We start from the raw sequence: 16046 nt of genomic DNA, 5'->3' as shown, positions 1-16046 counted from the left end.
ATGGATCTGCAACAGTTCTGGTTCCTCCTGATCGGTGTGCTGTTCACCGGTTACTTCGTGCTCGAGGGATTCGACTTCGGCGTCGGCATGCTGATGCCGATTCTCGGCAAGGGGTCCGATACCCGCAGGCGCGTCGTGCTCAATACGATCGGCCCGGTCTGGGACGGCAACGAGGTGTGGCTGATCACCGCCGCCGGTGCGCTGTTCGCGGCGTTTCCCGAGTGGTACGCCAGCATGTTCTCCGGGTTCTATCTGGCGCTGCTGCTCCTGCTCGTCGCCTTGATTCTGCGGGTGTGCGCGATCGAATACCGGGGCAAGATCAACGATCCGACATGGCGGGTCTGGTGCGATATCGGGATCGGGATCGGGTCGTGGATTCCGGCACTGGCCTGGGGCTGGGTGTTCGCGAACATGGTGCGGGGCGTGCCGTTGAACGCGGACAGGCAGATCGCCGGTTCGGTCGGGGATCTGCTCAGCCCGTACGCCTTGCTCGGCGGGCTCACCACCGCTGTTCTCTTCGCGCTGCACGGTGCGGTGTTCCTGGTGCTCAAGACAGCGGGCGAGGTTCGCACCGATGCCTTGCGGATGGCCAGGTTGCTGCTGATTCCCACCGCGGTGGTGGTCGGCGGATTCGGATTGTGGACGCAGCTCGCCTACGGCGCCGGCTGGACCTGGATCGTGCTGGTGACCGCCGTGCTCGGGCTCGCGCTCGCCGCGGTGGCGAATTTCGCGGGGCGTGACGGCTGGGCCTTCGTCGGCACGACGCTCGGTGTGGTCTCGGCGACGGTGTTGATCATCGGGTCGATGTATCCGAATGTGCTGCCGTCGACCATCAGCCCGCTCTACGACCTCACCATCCACAATGCGTCCTCGTCGCCGTATACGTTGAAGGTGATGAGCTGGGCGGCGTTGCTCGCTACGCCGGTGGTGCTGATGTATCAGGGGTGGACCTATTGGGTTTTCCGGCAGCGGATTCGGGTGGAACAGATTCCGCCGCCGGTGGGTCTGCCGCGCAGCGGTAAGGGCTGACCGATGACGTCGGCCTTGTCTCGCGACATAGTCGCTCGTGAAAGGTCGGACGCTGTGGTGTCGGAGAGCTCGTCGCAGGAGGGACCGGAGACGACACGGTCGAGGCGCGGGCCGGTGGATCCGCGGCTGTGGCGGTACGCGCGGTCGGCGCGGCCGCATCTGGTGATCGCCGTCGCGCTGGCGCTGGTGATCACGGCGACGATCGTGGTAATCGCCCTCGTGCTGGGGCGGGTACTCGCCGGGGTCATCACGGATCCGGGCCGGCGTGAGTTCGGTGCGTGGACCACGGAATTGGTGGTCCTGGCGGTGGCCGTCGCGGTGCGGGGACTGGCGAGTTGGTGGCAGGCACGGTTGGCTCATCGCGCCGGAAGCGCGGTGGTCGCGGAGCTCGAGATGGCGGTGCTGCGGGCCGGCGCCGAACTGCCACCGCGGGAACTCGACGTGCGGCGAACGGAGATCGCGGTCGTCGTCGGTAACGGTCTCAGCGGATTGCGTGGGTGGTTCACCGGCTATCTGCCCGCGCTGTTGCTGGCCTGTCTGGTTCCGCCGGTGGTGCTGGTGGTCATCGCCCTGCACGACCGGACCTCGGCGCTGATCGCGGTGATCACCGTGCCGTTGATCCCGGTGTTCATGGTGCTGATCGGGCTGCTCACCCAGGGGCGGGCCGAGGCGACGCTCGCCGCGACCACGCGGTTGTCGGACCAGATCCTCGATCTTTTCGCGGGCATGCCCACCTTGCGCGCGCTCGGGCGTGAGGGTGCGGACGGGCCCTCGATGGTGAATCAGGTCCAGGCCCTAGGAGATTCGCTGCGGCAGCGGACCATGCGCGCGCTGCGGATCGCGTTCCTTTCCTCGATGGTGCTGGAAAGTCTTGCGACGCTGAGTGTCGCGTTGATCGCGGTCGCGATCGGGCTGCGGTTGGTGTTCGGGGAGATGGCGTTGTACAGCGGGCTGGTGGCGTTGATTCTCGCGCCGGAGGTGTACTGGCCGCTGCGTCAGGTGGGGGAGAAGTTCCACGCGGCGCAGGACGGAATGGCCGCAGCCGACAGGGCTTTCGCGGTGCTCGAACCGGAGGCCGCGCACCGGCGGGACGAAGCCGTGCCTGCTCGCGCCGCGTGGGGCGAGGTCGTCGGATCCGGTAGCCGGACGGCGCGCCGGTCCGGTCCGTCCGTCGCGGGAGTTGGACCCGCGCGAATCGCCCTGCGTGGATTGTCCGTTGTCGCCAGGACCGGCACCGCGCCCGATCAATTGACGGCCGTACTCGAACCCGGACTGGTGACCGTCCTGACCGGGCCGAACGGGTGCGGGAAATCGACTACGGTGCAAGCGATTCTGGGCCTGGTCCAACCCGATGAAGGCGCCGTCTTCGTCGACGGTATCGATGTGCGTGAACTCGACCCCGATCGCTGGTGGAGTCGGATCGCCTGGTTGCCACAGCGACCCGTGCTGGTTCCCGGGACACTGCGCGAGAACGTCGAACTACTCGGGGCCATCCCGGACCCGACTGCCGATGACCTTCGAGCCGTGAGCGCCGCAACAGGATTCGAGCGCGTGCTGGCCGAACTCCCCGACGGCTGGAACACCGTCGTCGGCCAGAACGGCACCGGTCTGTCCTTGGGCCAACGCCAGCGCCTGGCCCTCACTCGCGTCCTCGCCGCCCACCGCCCGATCCTGCTCCTCGACGAACCCACCGCTCACCTGGATCCCGAGAGCGAGCAACGCGTGCTCACCACCCTGCGCGAATACGCCGACGCCGGTGCGACCGTCGTGGTCGTCGCCCACCGCCCGACTGTGCTGGCAGCGGCCGATGCGGTGATCGAGGTAGTCGCCGCGGACGCGCCGTCGACGGACAGGGTGGTGGCGGTCTCATGATCGGCGATCTACGACAGATGTGGCGGCTGCTCGCGTTGTCGCCCGCACGGGTCGCGGTGGCGATCGCCTGGGGAGTGGCGGCGTTGGGCAGTGGGCTCGGGTTGGCCGCGCTGGCCGCGTGGTTGATCGCGCGCGCCTGGCAGATGCCGCCGGTGCTGGATCTGAGCGTCGCGGTGGTCGCGGTGCGGGCACTGGGCATCTCGCGGGGGTTGTGCCGGTACCTGGAGCGTCTGGCCACCCACGATGTGGCATTGCGGGCGATGACGACCGCTCGCACGTCGGTGTATCGCGCGTTGGCACAGTCGGATGTCTGGTGGCGGCGAAACCGGAGCAACTCCTCGGACGGGCAGGCCGGTGACGAGTCCGATCGGGCGCTCACCGCCGAGTGGCGGACGCGTGTGGGCTCGTCGGATCGCAGCGATGAGGACGGTTCGAGGCGCGAGTTGCGGCGCGGGGACGTGTTGGTGCGGACCGGTGCCGATATCGACGATCTCGGTGCGGTGGTTGTGCGAGTGCTGGTGCCCGTGGCGGTGGCGGTGGTGTTGTCGCTGGCCGCGGTGGGGCTGATCGCCGTCATCTCACCGCTTGCTGCCGTTATTCTCGCTGTGGCGCTGGGGGTTTCGGGGGTCCTCGCGCCGTGGTTGTCGGCGGTGGCCGCGCGCGACGCCGAGCGGGCGGTGCGGGCCGATCGGGCCGAGTTCACCGCCGAGGGGCTCACGGTGCTCGACCATGCGGCCGAGCTCCGGGTCGCGGGGCGGCTGGATGCGGCACTCTCGGTGGCGCACAGGGCTTCGCAGCGCGCGGTGATCGCCGAGGATTCGGCTGCCTCGCGGAGTGCGTGGGCGGCTGCGGCCACTCCGCTGTCGATCGGGGTGAGCGCGTTCGGTGCGCTGCTGGTCGGCATCGCCGCCTACGGGCCGACCGGTGGGCTCCCGGGCGGCATGACCCCGATGGCTCTCACGATCCTCGTCCTGGTGCCGCTGTCCGCGTTCGAAGCCGTGGGTGCGCTGCCCGCCGCCGCGACAGCTCTCACCACCTCGAGGGCCGCTCTGCACCGGCTCCGCGGGATCTCGGCGGCGGCACCGGGTACGGACAGCGACACCGGTGCGGACCGCGAGCGGATCGCCATGCGGGTACCGATGCCGGAAGGGCGCCGGGTGGTCGTTGTCGGACCGAGCGGGGCGGGGAAGACGACGTTGCTGATGGCATGGGCGGGGTTGTTCGATACGCCCCGGGACGGTGTCACGTTCTTCGCGGAGGACGCGCATCTGTTCGGCACCTCGATTCTGGAGAATCTGCGGGTGGCGCGTGGTGACCTCACCCTCGACGAGGCCGAAAGCGCCCTGCGCACAGTCGGTCTCGGGGCGTGGCTGGATACGCTGCCGGACGGTCTGCACACCTCGCTCACCGCGGGCGCGGCCGCCGTATCCGGTGGTCAGCGCCGCCGCATCCTGCTGGCCCGCGCCCTGGTGTCCCCGGCGCACACCCTGCTCCTCGACGAGCCGACCGAACACCTGGCCGCCGCCGAAGGCGATCAGCTGCTGCTCGACCTCCTCGACGCGGACAGCGGTCTCGTGGCTCCGGATCGCATTGTCGTCGTTGTCACCCACCAGCTCCCGCGCGGGCACGGTGCCGACACCGTCGTCACCGTCGATGCGGACGGCACCTGCCACATCGAGCATCATCACGCCACGACAGCTTCGGCGACCTGACGCATTCACCCAGGTCAGAACCGCAAATAAATCAATTGCCGAGCGCGCCGGGCGCGGATAGATTCATCAGTACACAAGAGAGGAGGTGGTCTGAAGAATGTATGTTCATCGGATGCGTGAGGTGGCTGCCCGCTAGCAGCTCCACTGCGGGAGATTCCCCAGCGGTGCGCTGAGCGAATCCCAGGCAGTCACCCGACCCCCGAGCCCCCGGAAGATCCAACCGGGACCATCGCGTTCACAGATCGCGGTGGAACGGCTCGGGGGTCGCTCCATTTCACAACGAGGACGGCCCGCCCAGAAGTGTTCTGGACGGGCCGTTCGCGAAGAATCTCAGCCGATGTAGCGGACCAGCCGCGCCGACAGGCGGGGGACGAGCGCGCCGTCGGGGTCCACGCGTTCTTCCACGTAGGCGAGATCGCCGTTGTCGACGATGCCGTAGAGGCGTTTGGCGCCGCCCACCACCGCGCCGGAAGTGCTGCGGATGGAGACGTCGGTCGCGAGCTCCCAGGACGCCTGGTTGCGGGCCTTGCCGTAGTACAGCTCGATGACGCCGTTGCTGTGGGTGAGCAGGAGTTCGAGCAGTTCGTCGGTGCCCTCACCGCCGACCCGCCAGTAGCCGCTCTCGCGCAGATCGGGGCCGGTGTACTTGCCCTCGGCGTCGAGCTTCCAGGTCTGCGATTCCCAGGCCAGGTAGTCGCCGCCGTCGTGGGAGACGATGATCTGCTGGCCGAAGCGGTAGTCGCCCTCGGCGGGGTGGTGGCCTTCGCCCTCGCCGCGCCACACGCCGACCAGCGGCAGCAGGGCCAGCATGGCGTGGTTCAGATCCGGGCCGAGCCGCAGATTGGCCGTGTCCTCGGGCAGGGGGAGGCCGGGCAGCACCGAAATGTTTCGGGCGCCGGTTTCCTTCGCCCGTTCGGCGGCGACGTTGACTGCCTCGTCGCCGCTACGACGCTCGGCCGGAGCGCCTTGCTCTGTGCTCGCTCGCTCGGCCGGTTCGTTACCTTCGCCAGCGAGCCCGCTCATGACTCGGTGAAGAGCCGGTAGAAGACGTACAGGCCGAACCAGCCGATGAGAATCGACACGGCGACAAGGAGTACCTCGAAGAAGATGACCACAATCGGAGTCTAGCCAGTCCTCGCAACAGATACGAAAACGGCCCTGGTAGTTCCCGCACAGGAACTACCAGGGCCGTTGTGAGCTTCTTACTTGGCGACCGCGACGTCGACGGCGTGAATGCCGGCGCCCTCGGGGCTGATCTCGGCGGAGCCGTTGCCCGACGAGCTCAGCGCGCGCAGGGTCCACGAACCCGGCGCGGCGAAGAAGCGGAAATCACCGGTGCCCGAGGCCACGACCTCGGCGGTGAAGTCACCGTTGCCGTCGAGCAGACGCACGAACGCGCCGCCGACGGGCTGGCCGTCGGTGCTCAGGACACGGCCGGTGATGACCGTTTCCTTCTCCACATCGACGCCGGCCGGAATGGCCTGTCCCTGGGTAGGTGCTGCACACATATTGATTACGCTCCCAACTCGATAGGCGCTCCGACGAGGGAACCGTATTCGGTCCAGCTGCCGTCGTAGTTCTTGACGTTCTGGTGGCCGAGCAGCTCCTGCAGCACGAACCAGGTGTGCGAGGAACGCTCGCCGATGCGGCAGTAGGCGATGGTCTCCTTCTCGCCGTCCAGGCCCGCGTCCTTGTACAGCTCGGCCAGGTCGGCGTCGCTGCGGAAGGTGCCGTCCTCGTTCGCGGCCTTGCTCCACGGCACGTTGATCGCGCCCGGGATGTGGCCGGGACGCTGGCTCTGCTCCTGCGGCAGGTGCGCGGGGGCGAGGATCTTGCCCGAGAACTCGTCGGGGCTGCGCACGTCGACCAGGTTCTTGGTGCCGATGGCCGCGATGACCTCGTCACGGAAGGCGCGGATGCTCAGGTCGGGAGCGGCGGCCTTGTACTGGGTGGCCGGGCGCGAGACCGCGTCACGCGAGAGCGGACGACCGTCGAGCTCCCATTTCTTACGGCCGCCGTCGAGCAGCTTGACGTCGTTGTGGCCGTACAGCTTGAAGTACCAGTAGGCGTAGGCCGCGAACCAGTTGTTGTTGCCGCCGTAGAGCACCACGGTGTCGTCGTTGCCGATGCCACGCGCCGAGAGCAGGTCGGAGAACTGCTCCTGGTTCACGAAGTCGCGACGGACCTGATCCTGCAGGTCGGTCTTCCAGTCAAGGCGGATGGCGCCTTCGATGTGGCCACCCTCGTAGGCGGAGGTGTCCTCGTCGACCTCGACGAAGACGACGCCGGGGGCGTTGAGGTTCTCTTCGGCCCAGTCAACGGAGACCAGGACATCGGAGCGAGCCATGTTGTTCCTTTCAGAGACGTGCAAGGGGGTCAGTTCGGTGCCGGGGCTGGTGACCGGCGGAAGCGAGCTACCAGCGGATAGATCTGGCAGCCCAGGCAGACCCCGAACGCCGCGTTCAAGAACGCCGCGAACAGGGCGAAGCCGGCGAACACCGCGCCGACGATCGGGGAGCCGAGCGCGAAGCCCAGCAGGGAGAGACCGGCGAACACGAAGCCGAGCGCTTGCGCGAAACGCAGCGGCGGCACGGGCTCGGTCTCGGTGGGCGGACCATTGCGCGGCGCGACGAACGCGGCGTAGATCCGGCCGTAAGGGTGCTTGGCGGGGCCACTGATCGCGCCGATCGCGAAGACGACGGCCTGCAGGCCGATCAGGATCGCGGCCGCGGCGGTCGAGAAGGCGCTGACGAGAAGCACGAGAACCAGCACGCCGGTGGTGATCCAGGCCACGAAACGCGGCCCGCGGACATCGACGCGAGGGGGAGATTCAGAGGAACGGGTCATTGTGCGAACTCCTGGGCTTGTGTAAGTCAGGGGGATCTGCCTGGTCACCGGGGGATCTAGAGGATCACTCGCACGGCGGGCATAGATCGACGTCAGAAATCTCGGGAGAGAAAAAGCCGATCGTTCAGCAGCACAGGCAGCAACAACCACCGAGGCGACACAGATCAACTGTGCGGCGTCGGGTGAGCATCAGCTCGTGGTCGGTTTGCACGAGAAGTAGTTTACCCGGTCATACCGGAGAATGTCTCGGCCCCCCCGGATATGGGGCTGGATCACACCGTCAGGGGCTCGAGGGCGGTGCGCAGGTCGCCCGCCTTGGGGACGCCGGAGATGCGGAAGCGCTCCTTGCCCTCGGCGTCGAAGACGAAGGTCGTCGGCAGCGAGAGGACATTGAGCTCGCGGGCCAGCGCGGGATCGGCGTCGATGTCGATCTCGATGTCGCGCGGGGCATTCGGGGACTCCGACAGGTCGGCGGTGACGCCGGCGACGACCCGGCGGACCGCGTCACACGGGCCGCACCAGTCGGCGGAGAAGTGCAGCACCGCGGGGGCCGCACCGGTCACGCCGGCGGCGTCGAGCAGGCGGGCGCGCTGCTGGGTCTCGGGGTCGAGGGTGGCGGGACGAACCTGTCCCTGCCTGCGCGACAGGTAGAAACCGACCGCGACGGCGGCCGCGATGACGGCGGCCAGGATGACGATCTCGATCATGGTTGCTGCAATCGGTCCAGGTCGATGGTGACGTTGCGGCCGACACCCTCGACGACGATCTGGCCGCCGAGCGCCGACACCTCGGTCGGTGCGACACCGAACGGCAACTCCTTGATATCGATCGTACGGCTGAAGCGGGCGAGCACCGCGGCGTGATCGGTTTCGGGGATCTTCGAATCGGTCTTGACCGCGGCGGTGGTGTCGACCGTGCTGGTGGTGTCGGTGTAGAAACCGGTCGCCTGGATACGGACCTTGTCGCCCTCGAGCAGCAGGTCGGCCTGGATCTGCACCGGCACGCGGGTCGCGGAACTGGACGGGGTGACACCGGCGGGCAGGACGCGGCCGTTCGCCGCGGTCGGCAGGGTGCCCTTGAGGACGAGGACGCCCGCGGTGGTCATTCCCGACCCGCCGGAGCCGCCCGTGCCGTCGGACTTGTCGGCCGGCGGGGTGTGGACCTGCAGGTCCGGGATGCCGAAGAGTTTGCCGAGCTCGGTGGGCTCGAAACGCATCAACGCGTCGATCCGGTCGACCTGCGCCGTGCGCGCCGCACCGTCGAGCAACTCGCTGGCCGTGGCGTGCAAGCCCTGCAGCTTGGCCTCGATGCCGACCTCGCCGGGGATGTCGGGCCGCACGGCGCGGGCACGGATCGTCACGTCGTCGTAGCGGCCGCTCATCGCCTGGGCGGCGAACGGGAACCCGTGGAACGTGACTTCCGGGTCGGCGGACAGATCCGCGCCCGCCCGCAGTTGACGGGAGACGTGGTACTCCGAATAGGCGGCGGCGCCGAAATCGATGACCACCGCCAAACCGGCCAGGCAGAGAAGCCCGATGATCAGCTTGCGCATGGCTCTGACACTAGCGGCTGGCGCCGGGGGTCGCGGGCCCCTGGTCCCACCGAGGCGAGGGCGAAGAACACAAAACGGACGCCGTGTTGCGAGGTAGTGGCTGTAGAGGCGCTAATGTTGCACACGACTTAACCTGTGTTTCGGCGACGTAGCTACGCGGCTGCTGTCGTCCGCGGAGCAACGAGATAGGAGGAGAGCCCCATGGAGCTGCTCCTACTGACCTCCGACCCCAACCCCGACGCGGTCCTGCCGTCGTTGACGCTGCTGGCGCACAACGTCCGGCCCGCGCCGACCGAGGTGTCGTCCTTGCTGGAGGCGAGTAGCGCCGATGTCGCGCTGGTCGATGCCAGAACCGACCTGGCCGCCGCGCGCGGCCTGTGCCGGCTGCTCGGCAGCACCGGGTCCTCTGTTCCGGTGGTCGCGGTCCTGACCGAGGGCGGCCTGGTGGCCGTCAACGCGGATTGGGGCCTGGACGACATCCTGCTGCCCGGGACCGGCCCCGCCGAGCTCGACGCGCGCCTGCGGCTGCTCGTCGGCCGCAACGGTGGGGTCGCCAGCCCGGAGAACACCGGCAAGATCACCCTGGGTGAGCTGGTGATCGACGAGGGCACCTACACCGCGCGCCTGCGTGGCCGCCCGCTCGACCTCACCTACAAGGAATTCGAGCTGCTCAAGTACCTCGCGCAGCACGCGGGCCGGGTGTTCACGCGCGCCCAGCTGCTGCAGGAGGTCTGGGGCTACGACTTCTTCGGTGGTACCCGCACCGTCGACGTGCACGTGCGGCGCCTGCGCGCCAAGCTCGGCACCGAGTACGAGTCGCTGATCGGGACCGTGCGCAACGTCGGCTACAAGGCGGTGCGCCCGGCCCGGACGGCCACGGCCAAGGGGGAACCCGCGGTGACCTTCGTCGACGAGGACATCGACGGCGACGACTCCTTCGCCCCGCTCAACGGCACCGCGCAGTAGCAGCGCACCGAGGAGATGGCGATGCCGGACACAGCAACCCTCACCTGGACCGATCGGATCGAGCCCGACACCGCGAACAAGGTGCGCGCACTGCTCGACCGCGCGGCTGCCGCCGACGGTGTCGCCCCGGTCTCGGAGCAGGCGGTGCTGTCCCTCGGCGAAGCCGATCCGTCGACCCGGCATCTGCTGGCGATCCGCGCGGGCGAGGTGGTGGGCTACGCGAATCTCGTTGCGGCACATGACGAACATCCCGCGATGGCCGAGGTCGCCGTCGACCCCGCCGCACGTGGCGCCGGCATCGGCGCCGACCTGGTCCGTGCCGCACTGGGCGAGGGTGGCACGGGCGCCAGGGTCTGGGCGCACGGTGACCTGCCCGCCGCCACAGCGCTGGCGACCGGACTCGGACTGGTCACGGCTCGCGAGCTGTGGCAGATGCGCCGCTCGCTGGCAACCCCGGAGCTACCGGAACTCGAGCTTCCGCGAGATCTCATCCTGCGCACCTACGCGGGCCCCGTCGACGACCTCGAGATCCTGCGGGTGAACAACGCGGCATTCGCCTGGCACCCCGAACAGGGCGGCTGGACCGAGCGCGATATCGCCGCTCGTCGGGCCGAGTCCTGGTTCGAACCGGCTGGTCTGTTCCTGGCGTTCGACGCCGCGGACCCGAACCGCCTGCTCGGTTTCCACTGGACCAAACAGCACCCGGACGCCGCTCCCGCCGGTGAGGTGTACGTGGTCGGGGTCGACCCGTCCGCGCAGGGGCGTGGCCTGGGCAGACTGCTCACCCTGGCCGGTCTGCGACACCTGCGCGCGGCCGGCTCCACGGAGGTCCTGCTCTACACCGAGGCCGACAACACCGCCGCCGTGAACACCTACACCAAGCTCGGATTCGCGCCCGCTCACATCGACATCGCGTACTCCCTGCCCTGATGCGAGTCACCTCACATTCGAGGTGAATTCTGGTGCGCGAGGAGAATATTGCGCGGATGACCGGGTAAGCGCGAGTAAAACTGGGGCTAACGTCACATTCGCGGCATTGATCGCGCCGGGCTGTTCATTCTCCGTTAACCCACATCGGGCCAACTGTCAACCGGACGACCTTAGGTTACTTCTGGGCGGCACAGTCGTCGCCTGGTGCGCGCATTCCTCGGGAATAGCGAGCACCGGCCAGCCTCGCTCGGGCCGGTGAGGGACCGAGTGAGACACCCAGCATTGTCGGAGGAAAAGTGAACTTCAAGCGCACCAGTGCCCTGGTCGGCGTCTTCGCCGTGGGCGCCATGACCCTGGCCGCCTGTGGCAGTGACGACAACACCACCAGTGGCGATGCCAGCAATGCCGCCAACACCAGCGTTGCCTGTGGTGGCAAGAAGGCGCTCAAGGCGTCCGGTGCCTCCTCGCAGAAGAACGCCATGGAGCGTTTCGTCGCGGCCTACGAGAACAACTGCGACGGCTACACCCTGAACTACACCTCGAGTGGCTCGGGCGCCGGCGTCAACGAGTTCCTCGGCGCCCAGACCGATTTCGGTGGCTCCGACTCGGCGCTGAGCTCCAAGAAGGAAGAGCCGGCCAAGGCCGCGGAGCGTTGTGGCGCCCCCGCGTGGAACCTGCCGACCGTCTTCGGCCCGATCGCCATCACCTACAACGTCGACGGCGTCACCGACCTGGTGCTCGACGGCCCGACCGCCGCCAAGGTGTTCAACGGCTCCGTCGCCACCTGGGATGCCCCCGAGATCAAGGCGCTCAACCCCAACGCCAAGCTCCCCTCGGAGAAGATCGCCGTGATCTTCCGCTCCGACGAGTCGGGCACCACCGACAACTTCCAGCTCTACCTCGACGCGGCCTCCGACGGCGCGTGGGGCAAGGGCGGCGGCAAGACCTTCAACGGTGGCGTCGGCGAAGGCGCCAAGGGCAACGAGGGCACCTCGGCCGCCATCAAGAGCACCAAGAACTCGATCACCTACAACGAGTGGTCCTTCGCCAAGGCACAGAACCTGTCCATCTCGCAGATCATCACCTCCGCGAGCAAGGACCCGGTCAAGTTGTCGGCCGAGTCGGCCGCCAAGGCCATCGACGGCGTGAAGATCAAGGGTGAGGGCAACGACCTCGTCCTCGACACCAGCTCGTTCTACAAGCCGACCGCCGCCGGCTCGTACCCGATCGTCATGGCCACCTACGAGATCGTGTGCTCCAAGTACGCCGACGCCGAGACCAGCAAGGCCGTCAAGGCGTTCCTGACCTCGGCCGTCACCAACGGCCAGTCCGGTCTGACCGAGGCGGGCTACGTGCCGCTGCCCGACGCGTTCAAGACCAAGCTGACCACCGCGATCAACGCCATTTCCTGATCGCATCCTGGCCATGACCATGCACCCTGAGGTGACCGCAGTGGGCTCGTCGAATTCGACGAGCCCACGGGCGGCCGGAGATACTGCGAATATGCCGACCGAACCGAAAATCGACAAGGCCCCTGACGGGGGTCGTACCGGCCGCCTGAACGCCGAGACGATCTTCCGGTGGACGGCCACCGCGGCCGGCGCGACGATCGTCGCCGCCATCGCGTTGATCGCGCTGTTCCTGCTGATCCGCGCGGTTCCCTCGATCAGGGCTGACGAGGTCAACTTCTTCACCAGTACCGAATTCTCGACCGGTGACGCGAACAACCTGCGCTTCGGTATCCGCGACCTGTTCATGGTCACGGTGCTGAGCTCGGTGTTCGCGCTCGTCGTCGCGGTGCCGATCGGTGTCGGTATCGCGCTGTTCCTGACGCATTACGCGCCGTCGCGGCTGGGTAAGCCGCTCACGATGCTGGTCGACCTGCTCGCGGCGGTGCCGTCCATCGTGTTCGGTCTGTGGGGCTTCCTGGTGCTGGCACCCAAGATCGTGCCGGTCCAGGAATTCCTGAACGAGAACCTCGGCTGGTTCTTCCTGTTCTCCCACACCGAAGGCGGAATCTCGATCAGCGGTGGCGGCACGATCTTCACCGCCGGCGTCGTGCTCGCTGTCATGATCCTGCCGATCATCACCTCGGTGTCTCGTGAAGTGTTCTCGCTGACTCCGCGCGCGCACATCGAGGCAGCGCAGGCGCTCGGCGCGACCAAGTGGGAAGTCGTTCGCATGACTGTCCTGCCGTACGGCCGCAGCGGTGTGATCGCCGGTTCCATGCTCGGTCTCGGCCGTGCGCTCGGCGAGACGATCGCCGTCCTCGTCGTGCTGCGGACGGCTTCGGTGCCCGGCACCTGGTCGCTGTTCGACGGCGGCTACACCTTCGCCTCCAAGATCGCCTCGGCTGCTTCGGAATTCAGCGCCCCGCTGCCGACCGGCGCCTATATCGCCGCGGGCTTCGTCCTCTTCGCGCTGACCTTCGTCGTCAACGCACTGGCCCGCCTGGCCTCCGGTGGAAAGGTGAACGGCTGATGACCACCACAACGACCCTCGACAAGCCGGTAAAGGCTCGGACCTTTCGTGAGGTCAGTACCGCCCGGCGGATCAAGAACAACGTCGCCACCGGCCTGGTCACGCTGTGCTTCGTCATCGCGCTGATCCCGCTGGTGTGGGTGCTCGGCCTGGTGGTCACCAAGGGCATCACCGCGGTCGCGTCCGCTGACTGGTGGATGAACTCGCAGAAGGGCATCCTGCCGGATCAGACCGGCGGCGGCGTCTACCACGCGATCTACGGCACGATTGTGCAGTCGCTGGTCGCCTCTGTCATCGCGGTGCCGCTGGGCATCATGGCCGCGGTATACCTCGTCGAATACGGTCGCGGTCGGCTCGCCAAGGTGACGACGTTCATGGTCGACATCCTGGCCGGTGTGCCCTCGATCGTCGCCGCGCTGTTCATCTTCGCGCTCTGGATCGCCACTTTCGGCATGCCGCAGAGCTCCTTCGCCGTCTCGCTGGCGCTGGTGCTGCTGATGCTGCCGGTGGTGGTGCGCAGCACCGAGGAAATGTTGAAGCTGGTGCCCGACGAGCTGCGCGAGGCTTCCTACGCGCTCGGTGTGCCGAAGTGGAAGACCATCTTGCGGATCGTCGTCCCCACGGCGGCGCCCGGCATGATCTCCGGCATCCTGCTCGCCGTGGCCCGCGTCATGGGTGAGACCGCGCCGGTGCTCGTGCTGGTCGGCTACAGCAAGTCGATCAACCAGAACATCTTCGACGGCAACATGGCCTCGCTGCCGCTGTTGATCTACCAAGAGCTGGCCAACCCGGAGGCTGCCGGCCGCGAACGTGTCTGGGGTGCGGCGTTCACGCTGATCCTCATGATCGCCCTGCTGTACCTGGCTGCCGCCGGCGTCAACAAGCTGCTCACCCGGAACCGATAGAAGCGAACGGAATACTCAGATGGCCAAGCGGATCGACGTCAAAGATCTCAACATCTATTACGGCAGCTTCCACGCCGTGGCGAATGTGGAACTGACCGTGCTGCCGCGCAGCGTCACCGCCTTCATCGGTCCCTCCGGCTGTGGCAAGTCCACCGTGCTGCGCTCGCTCAACCGCATGCACGAGGTGACCCCGAACGCCCGCGTCGAAGGTGCCGTGCTGCTCGACGGCGAGGACATCTACAGCTCCTCGATCGACCCGGTCGGCGTGCGTCGCACCATCGGCATGGTGTTCCAGCGCCCGAACCCGTTCCCCACCATGTCGATTCGCGACAATGTGGTGGCCGGGCTCAAGCTGCAGGGCGTGCGCAACAAGAAGGAACTCGACGAGGTCGCCGAGCGCTCGCTCAAGGGCGCCAACCTCTGGAACGAGGTCAAGGACCGCCTCGACAAGCCCGGTGGCAGCCTCTCCGGTGGTCAGCAGCAGCGTCTGTGCATCGCCCGCGCCATCGCGGTCTCGCCCGACGTCCTGCTGATGGACGAGCCGTGTTCGGCGCTGGACCCGATCTCCACCCTGGCGATCGAGGACCTGATCACCGAGCTCAAGAAAGAGTTCACGATCGTCATCGTCACCCACAACATGCAGCAGGCCGCCCGGGTGAGCGACCAGACCGGTTTCTTCAACCTCGAGGCCCAGGGCAAGCCCGGCAAGCTGATCGAGATCGACGACACCGAGAAGATCTTCTCCAACCCCACCCAGCGCGCCACCGAGGACTACATCTCCGGCCGCTTCGGTTAAAGAGCACAGGCAAAGCCCCGCACTCCTTCTGAAAGGAGTGCGGGGCTTTGTGCGAATCACTATCAAGCAATGATCCATCCGTACGAGCCCGGGTCGTATGAATAGCACAACCACTTCGTCGCGCCCTCGTACTGAACGTCGCCAACGTGATACGCATCGCACGGCGCTGTTGGCGCAGCCGCAGCTTGCGGGGCAAGCAACTCGAGCCGCTTTTCGTTGTGCGGCCGACACGAAAAAGCCCCCGCGGTGAGCGGGGGCCGACTCGCGGTTCTCAGCTGGTCTCGAGGTCCTCGTCGCCGGGCAGGACGCCCGTTACCAGGAAGATCACGCGACGGCCGATCTCCACGGCGTGGTCGGCGAAGCGCTCGTAGTAGCGGCCCAGCAGGGTGACGTCCACCGCGGCGGCCACGCCGTACTTCCAGTCCCGGTCCATCAGGAGGGTGAACAGGTGGCGGTGGAGGTCGTCCATCGCTTCGTCGTCCTGGTTGAGCTGGGCGGCGCGCTCGGGGTCGCGGGACTCGAGTACCTCTTTGGCGCCCGCGCCCATGTTGACCGCGATGCGGCCCATCTCGGCGAAGTAGCCGTTGACCGACTCGGGCAGGGCGTGAGCGGGGTGGCGGCGGCGGGTCACCTTGGCGACGTGCAGCGCGAGCGCGCCCATCCGGTTGACGTCGCCCACGATCTGGATCGCGCTGACGACCTGGCGCAGGTCGCCCGCGACGGGGGCCTGCAGTGCGAGCAGCGCGAAGGCCTTCTCCTCGGCCTCGGTGATCATCACCGAGATCCGGTCCTGCTCACCGATGACCTGCTCGGCCAGACCCAGGTCGGCCTGCAGCAGTGACTGGGTGGCCTGTTCCATGGCCTGGCCAGCGAGACCGGCCATCTCACCAAGGAGGTTGGCGAGGTCGGCCATTTGCTCGTTGTAGATGACACGCATGATTGCAGACCCTAGTGGG

Annotated in this window: 16 protein-coding genes; 9 read left to right on the top strand and 7 right to left on the bottom strand. The window is 67.4% G+C overall.

The genetic code is table 11. The annotated features are described in order from the left end of the window. Genes cydB through cydC form a run of 3 tightly spaced genes read left to right on the top strand, consistent with a single transcriptional unit; the run spans window position 1 to window position 4613 of the window. Entirely contained in the window at window positions 1-1029 is a 1029-nt protein-coding gene (cydB, locus tag ACFULV_RS18105) for a cytochrome d ubiquinol oxidase subunit II (protein WP_378658025.1), read from the top strand. 3 nt (window positions 1030-1032) lie between these two features. Beyond that, a complete protein-coding gene (gene cydD, locus ACFULV_RS18100) occupies window positions 1033-2901 on the top strand; it encodes a thiol reductant ABC exporter subunit CydD (protein ID WP_378658023.1) in 1869 nt (622 codons plus the stop codon). Further along, window positions 2898-4613 carry a thiol reductant ABC exporter subunit CydC gene (gene cydC, locus ACFULV_RS18095; protein WP_378658021.1) on the top strand — a complete coding sequence of 572 codons (1716 nt, stop codon included), beginning with the start codon at window positions 2898-2900 and terminating at the stop codon, window positions 4611-4613. Before cydD ends, cydC begins: the two co-directional genes overlap by 4 nt. A 330-nt stretch (window positions 4614-4943) precedes the next feature. On the opposite strand, the gene ACFULV_RS18090 is transcribed toward cydC, so the two are convergent. The 6 genes from ACFULV_RS18090 to ACFULV_RS18065 form a co-directional block, all read right to left on the bottom strand. After that, window positions 4944-5636 carry an FABP family protein gene (locus ACFULV_RS18090; RefSeq protein WP_378658018.1) on the bottom strand — a complete coding sequence of 231 codons (693 nt, stop codon included), beginning with the start codon at window positions 5634-5636 and terminating at the stop codon, window positions 4944-4946. A 179-nt stretch (window positions 5637-5815) separates the two neighbouring features. Continuing rightward, entirely contained in the window at window positions 5816-6121 is a 306-nt protein-coding gene (locus ACFULV_RS18085; RefSeq protein ID WP_056818727.1) for a DUF1416 domain-containing protein, read from the bottom strand. Window positions 6122-6126: 5 nt separating this feature from the next. Further along, on the bottom strand, window positions 6127-6960 hold the full coding sequence (locus ACFULV_RS18080) for a sulfurtransferase (protein ID WP_056818725.1): 834 nt from the start codon (window positions 6958-6960) through the stop codon (window positions 6127-6129). A 29-nt stretch (window positions 6961-6989) separates the two neighbouring features. Further along, a complete protein-coding gene (locus tag ACFULV_RS18075; protein ID WP_378658016.1) occupies window positions 6990-7460 on the bottom strand; it encodes a DUF4395 domain-containing protein in 471 nt (156 codons plus the stop codon). 272 nt (window positions 7461-7732) lie between these two features. Next, window positions 7733-8167: a thioredoxin family protein gene (locus tag ACFULV_RS18070; RefSeq protein WP_378631809.1), complete on the bottom strand. Its 435-nt coding sequence runs from the start codon at window positions 8165-8167 to the stop codon at window positions 7733-7735. Beyond that, the gene (locus ACFULV_RS18065) at window positions 8164-9012 is read right to left on the bottom strand and encodes an LmeA family phospholipid-binding protein (RefSeq protein WP_378631811.1); all 849 of its coding nucleotides are present in this window, start codon (window positions 9010-9012) and stop codon (window positions 8164-8166) included. The genes ACFULV_RS18070 and ACFULV_RS18065 overlap by 4 nt, the downstream gene beginning before the upstream one ends. A 201-nt stretch (window positions 9013-9213) precedes the next feature. Between ACFULV_RS18065 and ACFULV_RS18060 the strand changes: the two genes are divergently transcribed. The 6 genes from ACFULV_RS18060 (at window position 9214) to pstB (ending at window position 15090) form a co-directional block, all read left to right on the top strand. Further along, a complete protein-coding gene (locus tag ACFULV_RS18060) occupies window positions 9214-9978 on the top strand; it encodes a response regulator transcription factor (RefSeq protein ID WP_101464573.1) in 765 nt (254 codons plus the stop codon). Between the two features lie 21 nt (window positions 9979-9999). Then, window positions 10000-10908 carry a mycothiol synthase gene (gene mshD / locus ACFULV_RS18055; protein ID WP_378658013.1) on the top strand — a complete coding sequence of 303 codons (909 nt, stop codon included), beginning with the start codon at window positions 10000-10002 and terminating at the stop codon, window positions 10906-10908. 296 nt (window positions 10909-11204) lie between these two features. Then, entirely contained in the window at window positions 11205-12320 is a 1116-nt protein-coding gene (pstS, locus tag ACFULV_RS18050) for a phosphate ABC transporter substrate-binding protein PstS (RefSeq protein ID WP_378658010.1), read from the top strand. A gap of 91 nt (window positions 12321-12411) precedes the next feature. Further along, window positions 12412-13389 (top strand): phosphate ABC transporter permease subunit PstC, encoded by a 978-nt coding sequence (gene pstC, locus ACFULV_RS18045; protein WP_378631819.1) that lies wholly within the window; start codon window positions 12412-12414, stop codon window positions 13387-13389. Continuing rightward, a complete protein-coding gene (gene pstA / locus ACFULV_RS18040) occupies window positions 13389-14294 on the top strand; it encodes a phosphate ABC transporter permease PstA (protein WP_378658007.1) in 906 nt (301 codons plus the stop codon). The genes pstC and pstA overlap by 1 nt, the downstream gene beginning before the upstream one ends. A 19-nt stretch (window positions 14295-14313) precedes the next feature. Beyond that, on the top strand, window positions 14314-15090 hold the full coding sequence (gene pstB, locus ACFULV_RS18035) for a phosphate ABC transporter ATP-binding protein PstB (RefSeq protein WP_101464568.1): 777 nt from the start codon (window positions 14314-14316) through the stop codon (window positions 15088-15090). A 271-nt stretch (window positions 15091-15361) separates the two neighbouring features. On the opposite strand, the gene phoU is transcribed toward pstB, so the two are convergent. Next, complete coding sequence (gene phoU / locus ACFULV_RS18030; protein WP_378658005.1) at window positions 15362-16027, bottom strand: phosphate signaling complex protein PhoU; 666 nt, start codon at window positions 16025-16027, stop codon at window positions 15362-15364. Window positions 16028-16046 lie beyond the last annotated feature (19 nt).

The sequence above is a fragment of the Nocardia sp. NPDC057272 genome, assembly GCF_042668615.1.
Classification (GTDB): Bacteria; Actinomycetota; Actinomycetes; order Mycobacteriales; family Mycobacteriaceae; genus Nocardia.
Note: the sequence above shows the minus strand (reverse complement) of the source record. Positions and strands in the feature narration are given on the sequence as shown.

Bases quoted from the DNA above. Each gene is read 5' to 3' on its own strand.
- cydB (WP_378658025.1), top strand. From the start codon at position 1: ATGGATCTGCAACAGTTCTGGTTCCTCCTGATCGGTGTGCTGTTCACC.
- cydD (WP_378658023.1), top strand. From the start codon at position 1,033: ATGACGTCGGCCTTGTCTCGCGACATAGTCGCTCGTGAAAGGTCGGAC.
- cydC (WP_378658021.1), top strand. From the start codon at position 2,898: ATGATCGGCGATCTACGACAGATGTGGCGGCTGCTCGCGTTGTCGCCC.
- ACFULV_RS18090 (WP_378658018.1), bottom strand. From the start codon at position 5,636: ATGAGCGGGCTCGCTGGCGAAGGTAACGAACCGGCCGAGCGAGCGAGC.
- ACFULV_RS18085 (WP_056818727.1), bottom strand. From the start codon at position 6,121: ATGTGTGCAGCACCTACCCAGGGACAGGCCATTCCGGCCGGCGTCGAT.
- ACFULV_RS18080 (WP_056818725.1), bottom strand. From the start codon at position 6,960: ATGGCTCGCTCCGATGTCCTGGTCTCCGTTGACTGGGCCGAAGAGAAC.
- ACFULV_RS18075 (WP_378658016.1), bottom strand. From the start codon at position 7,460: ATGACCCGTTCCTCTGAATCTCCCCCTCGCGTCGATGTCCGCGGGCCG.
- ACFULV_RS18070 (WP_378631809.1), bottom strand. From the start codon at position 8,167: ATGATCGAGATCGTCATCCTGGCCGCCGTCATCGCGGCCGCCGTCGCG.
- ACFULV_RS18065 (WP_378631811.1), bottom strand. From the start codon at position 9,012: ATGCGCAAGCTGATCATCGGGCTTCTCTGCCTGGCCGGTTTGGCGGTG.
- ACFULV_RS18060 (WP_101464573.1), top strand. From the start codon at position 9,214: ATGGAGCTGCTCCTACTGACCTCCGACCCCAACCCCGACGCGGTCCTG.
- mshD (WP_378658013.1), top strand. From the start codon at position 10,000: ATGCCGGACACAGCAACCCTCACCTGGACCGATCGGATCGAGCCCGAC.
- pstC (WP_378631819.1), top strand. From the start codon at position 12,412: ATGCCGACCGAACCGAAAATCGACAAGGCCCCTGACGGGGGTCGTACC.
- pstA (WP_378658007.1), top strand. From the start codon at position 13,389: ATGACCACCACAACGACCCTCGACAAGCCGGTAAAGGCTCGGACCTTT.
- pstB (WP_101464568.1), top strand. From the start codon at position 14,314: ATGGCCAAGCGGATCGACGTCAAAGATCTCAACATCTATTACGGCAGC.
- phoU (WP_378658005.1), bottom strand. From the start codon at position 16,027: ATGCGTGTCATCTACAACGAGCAAATGGCCGACCTCGCCAACCTCCTT.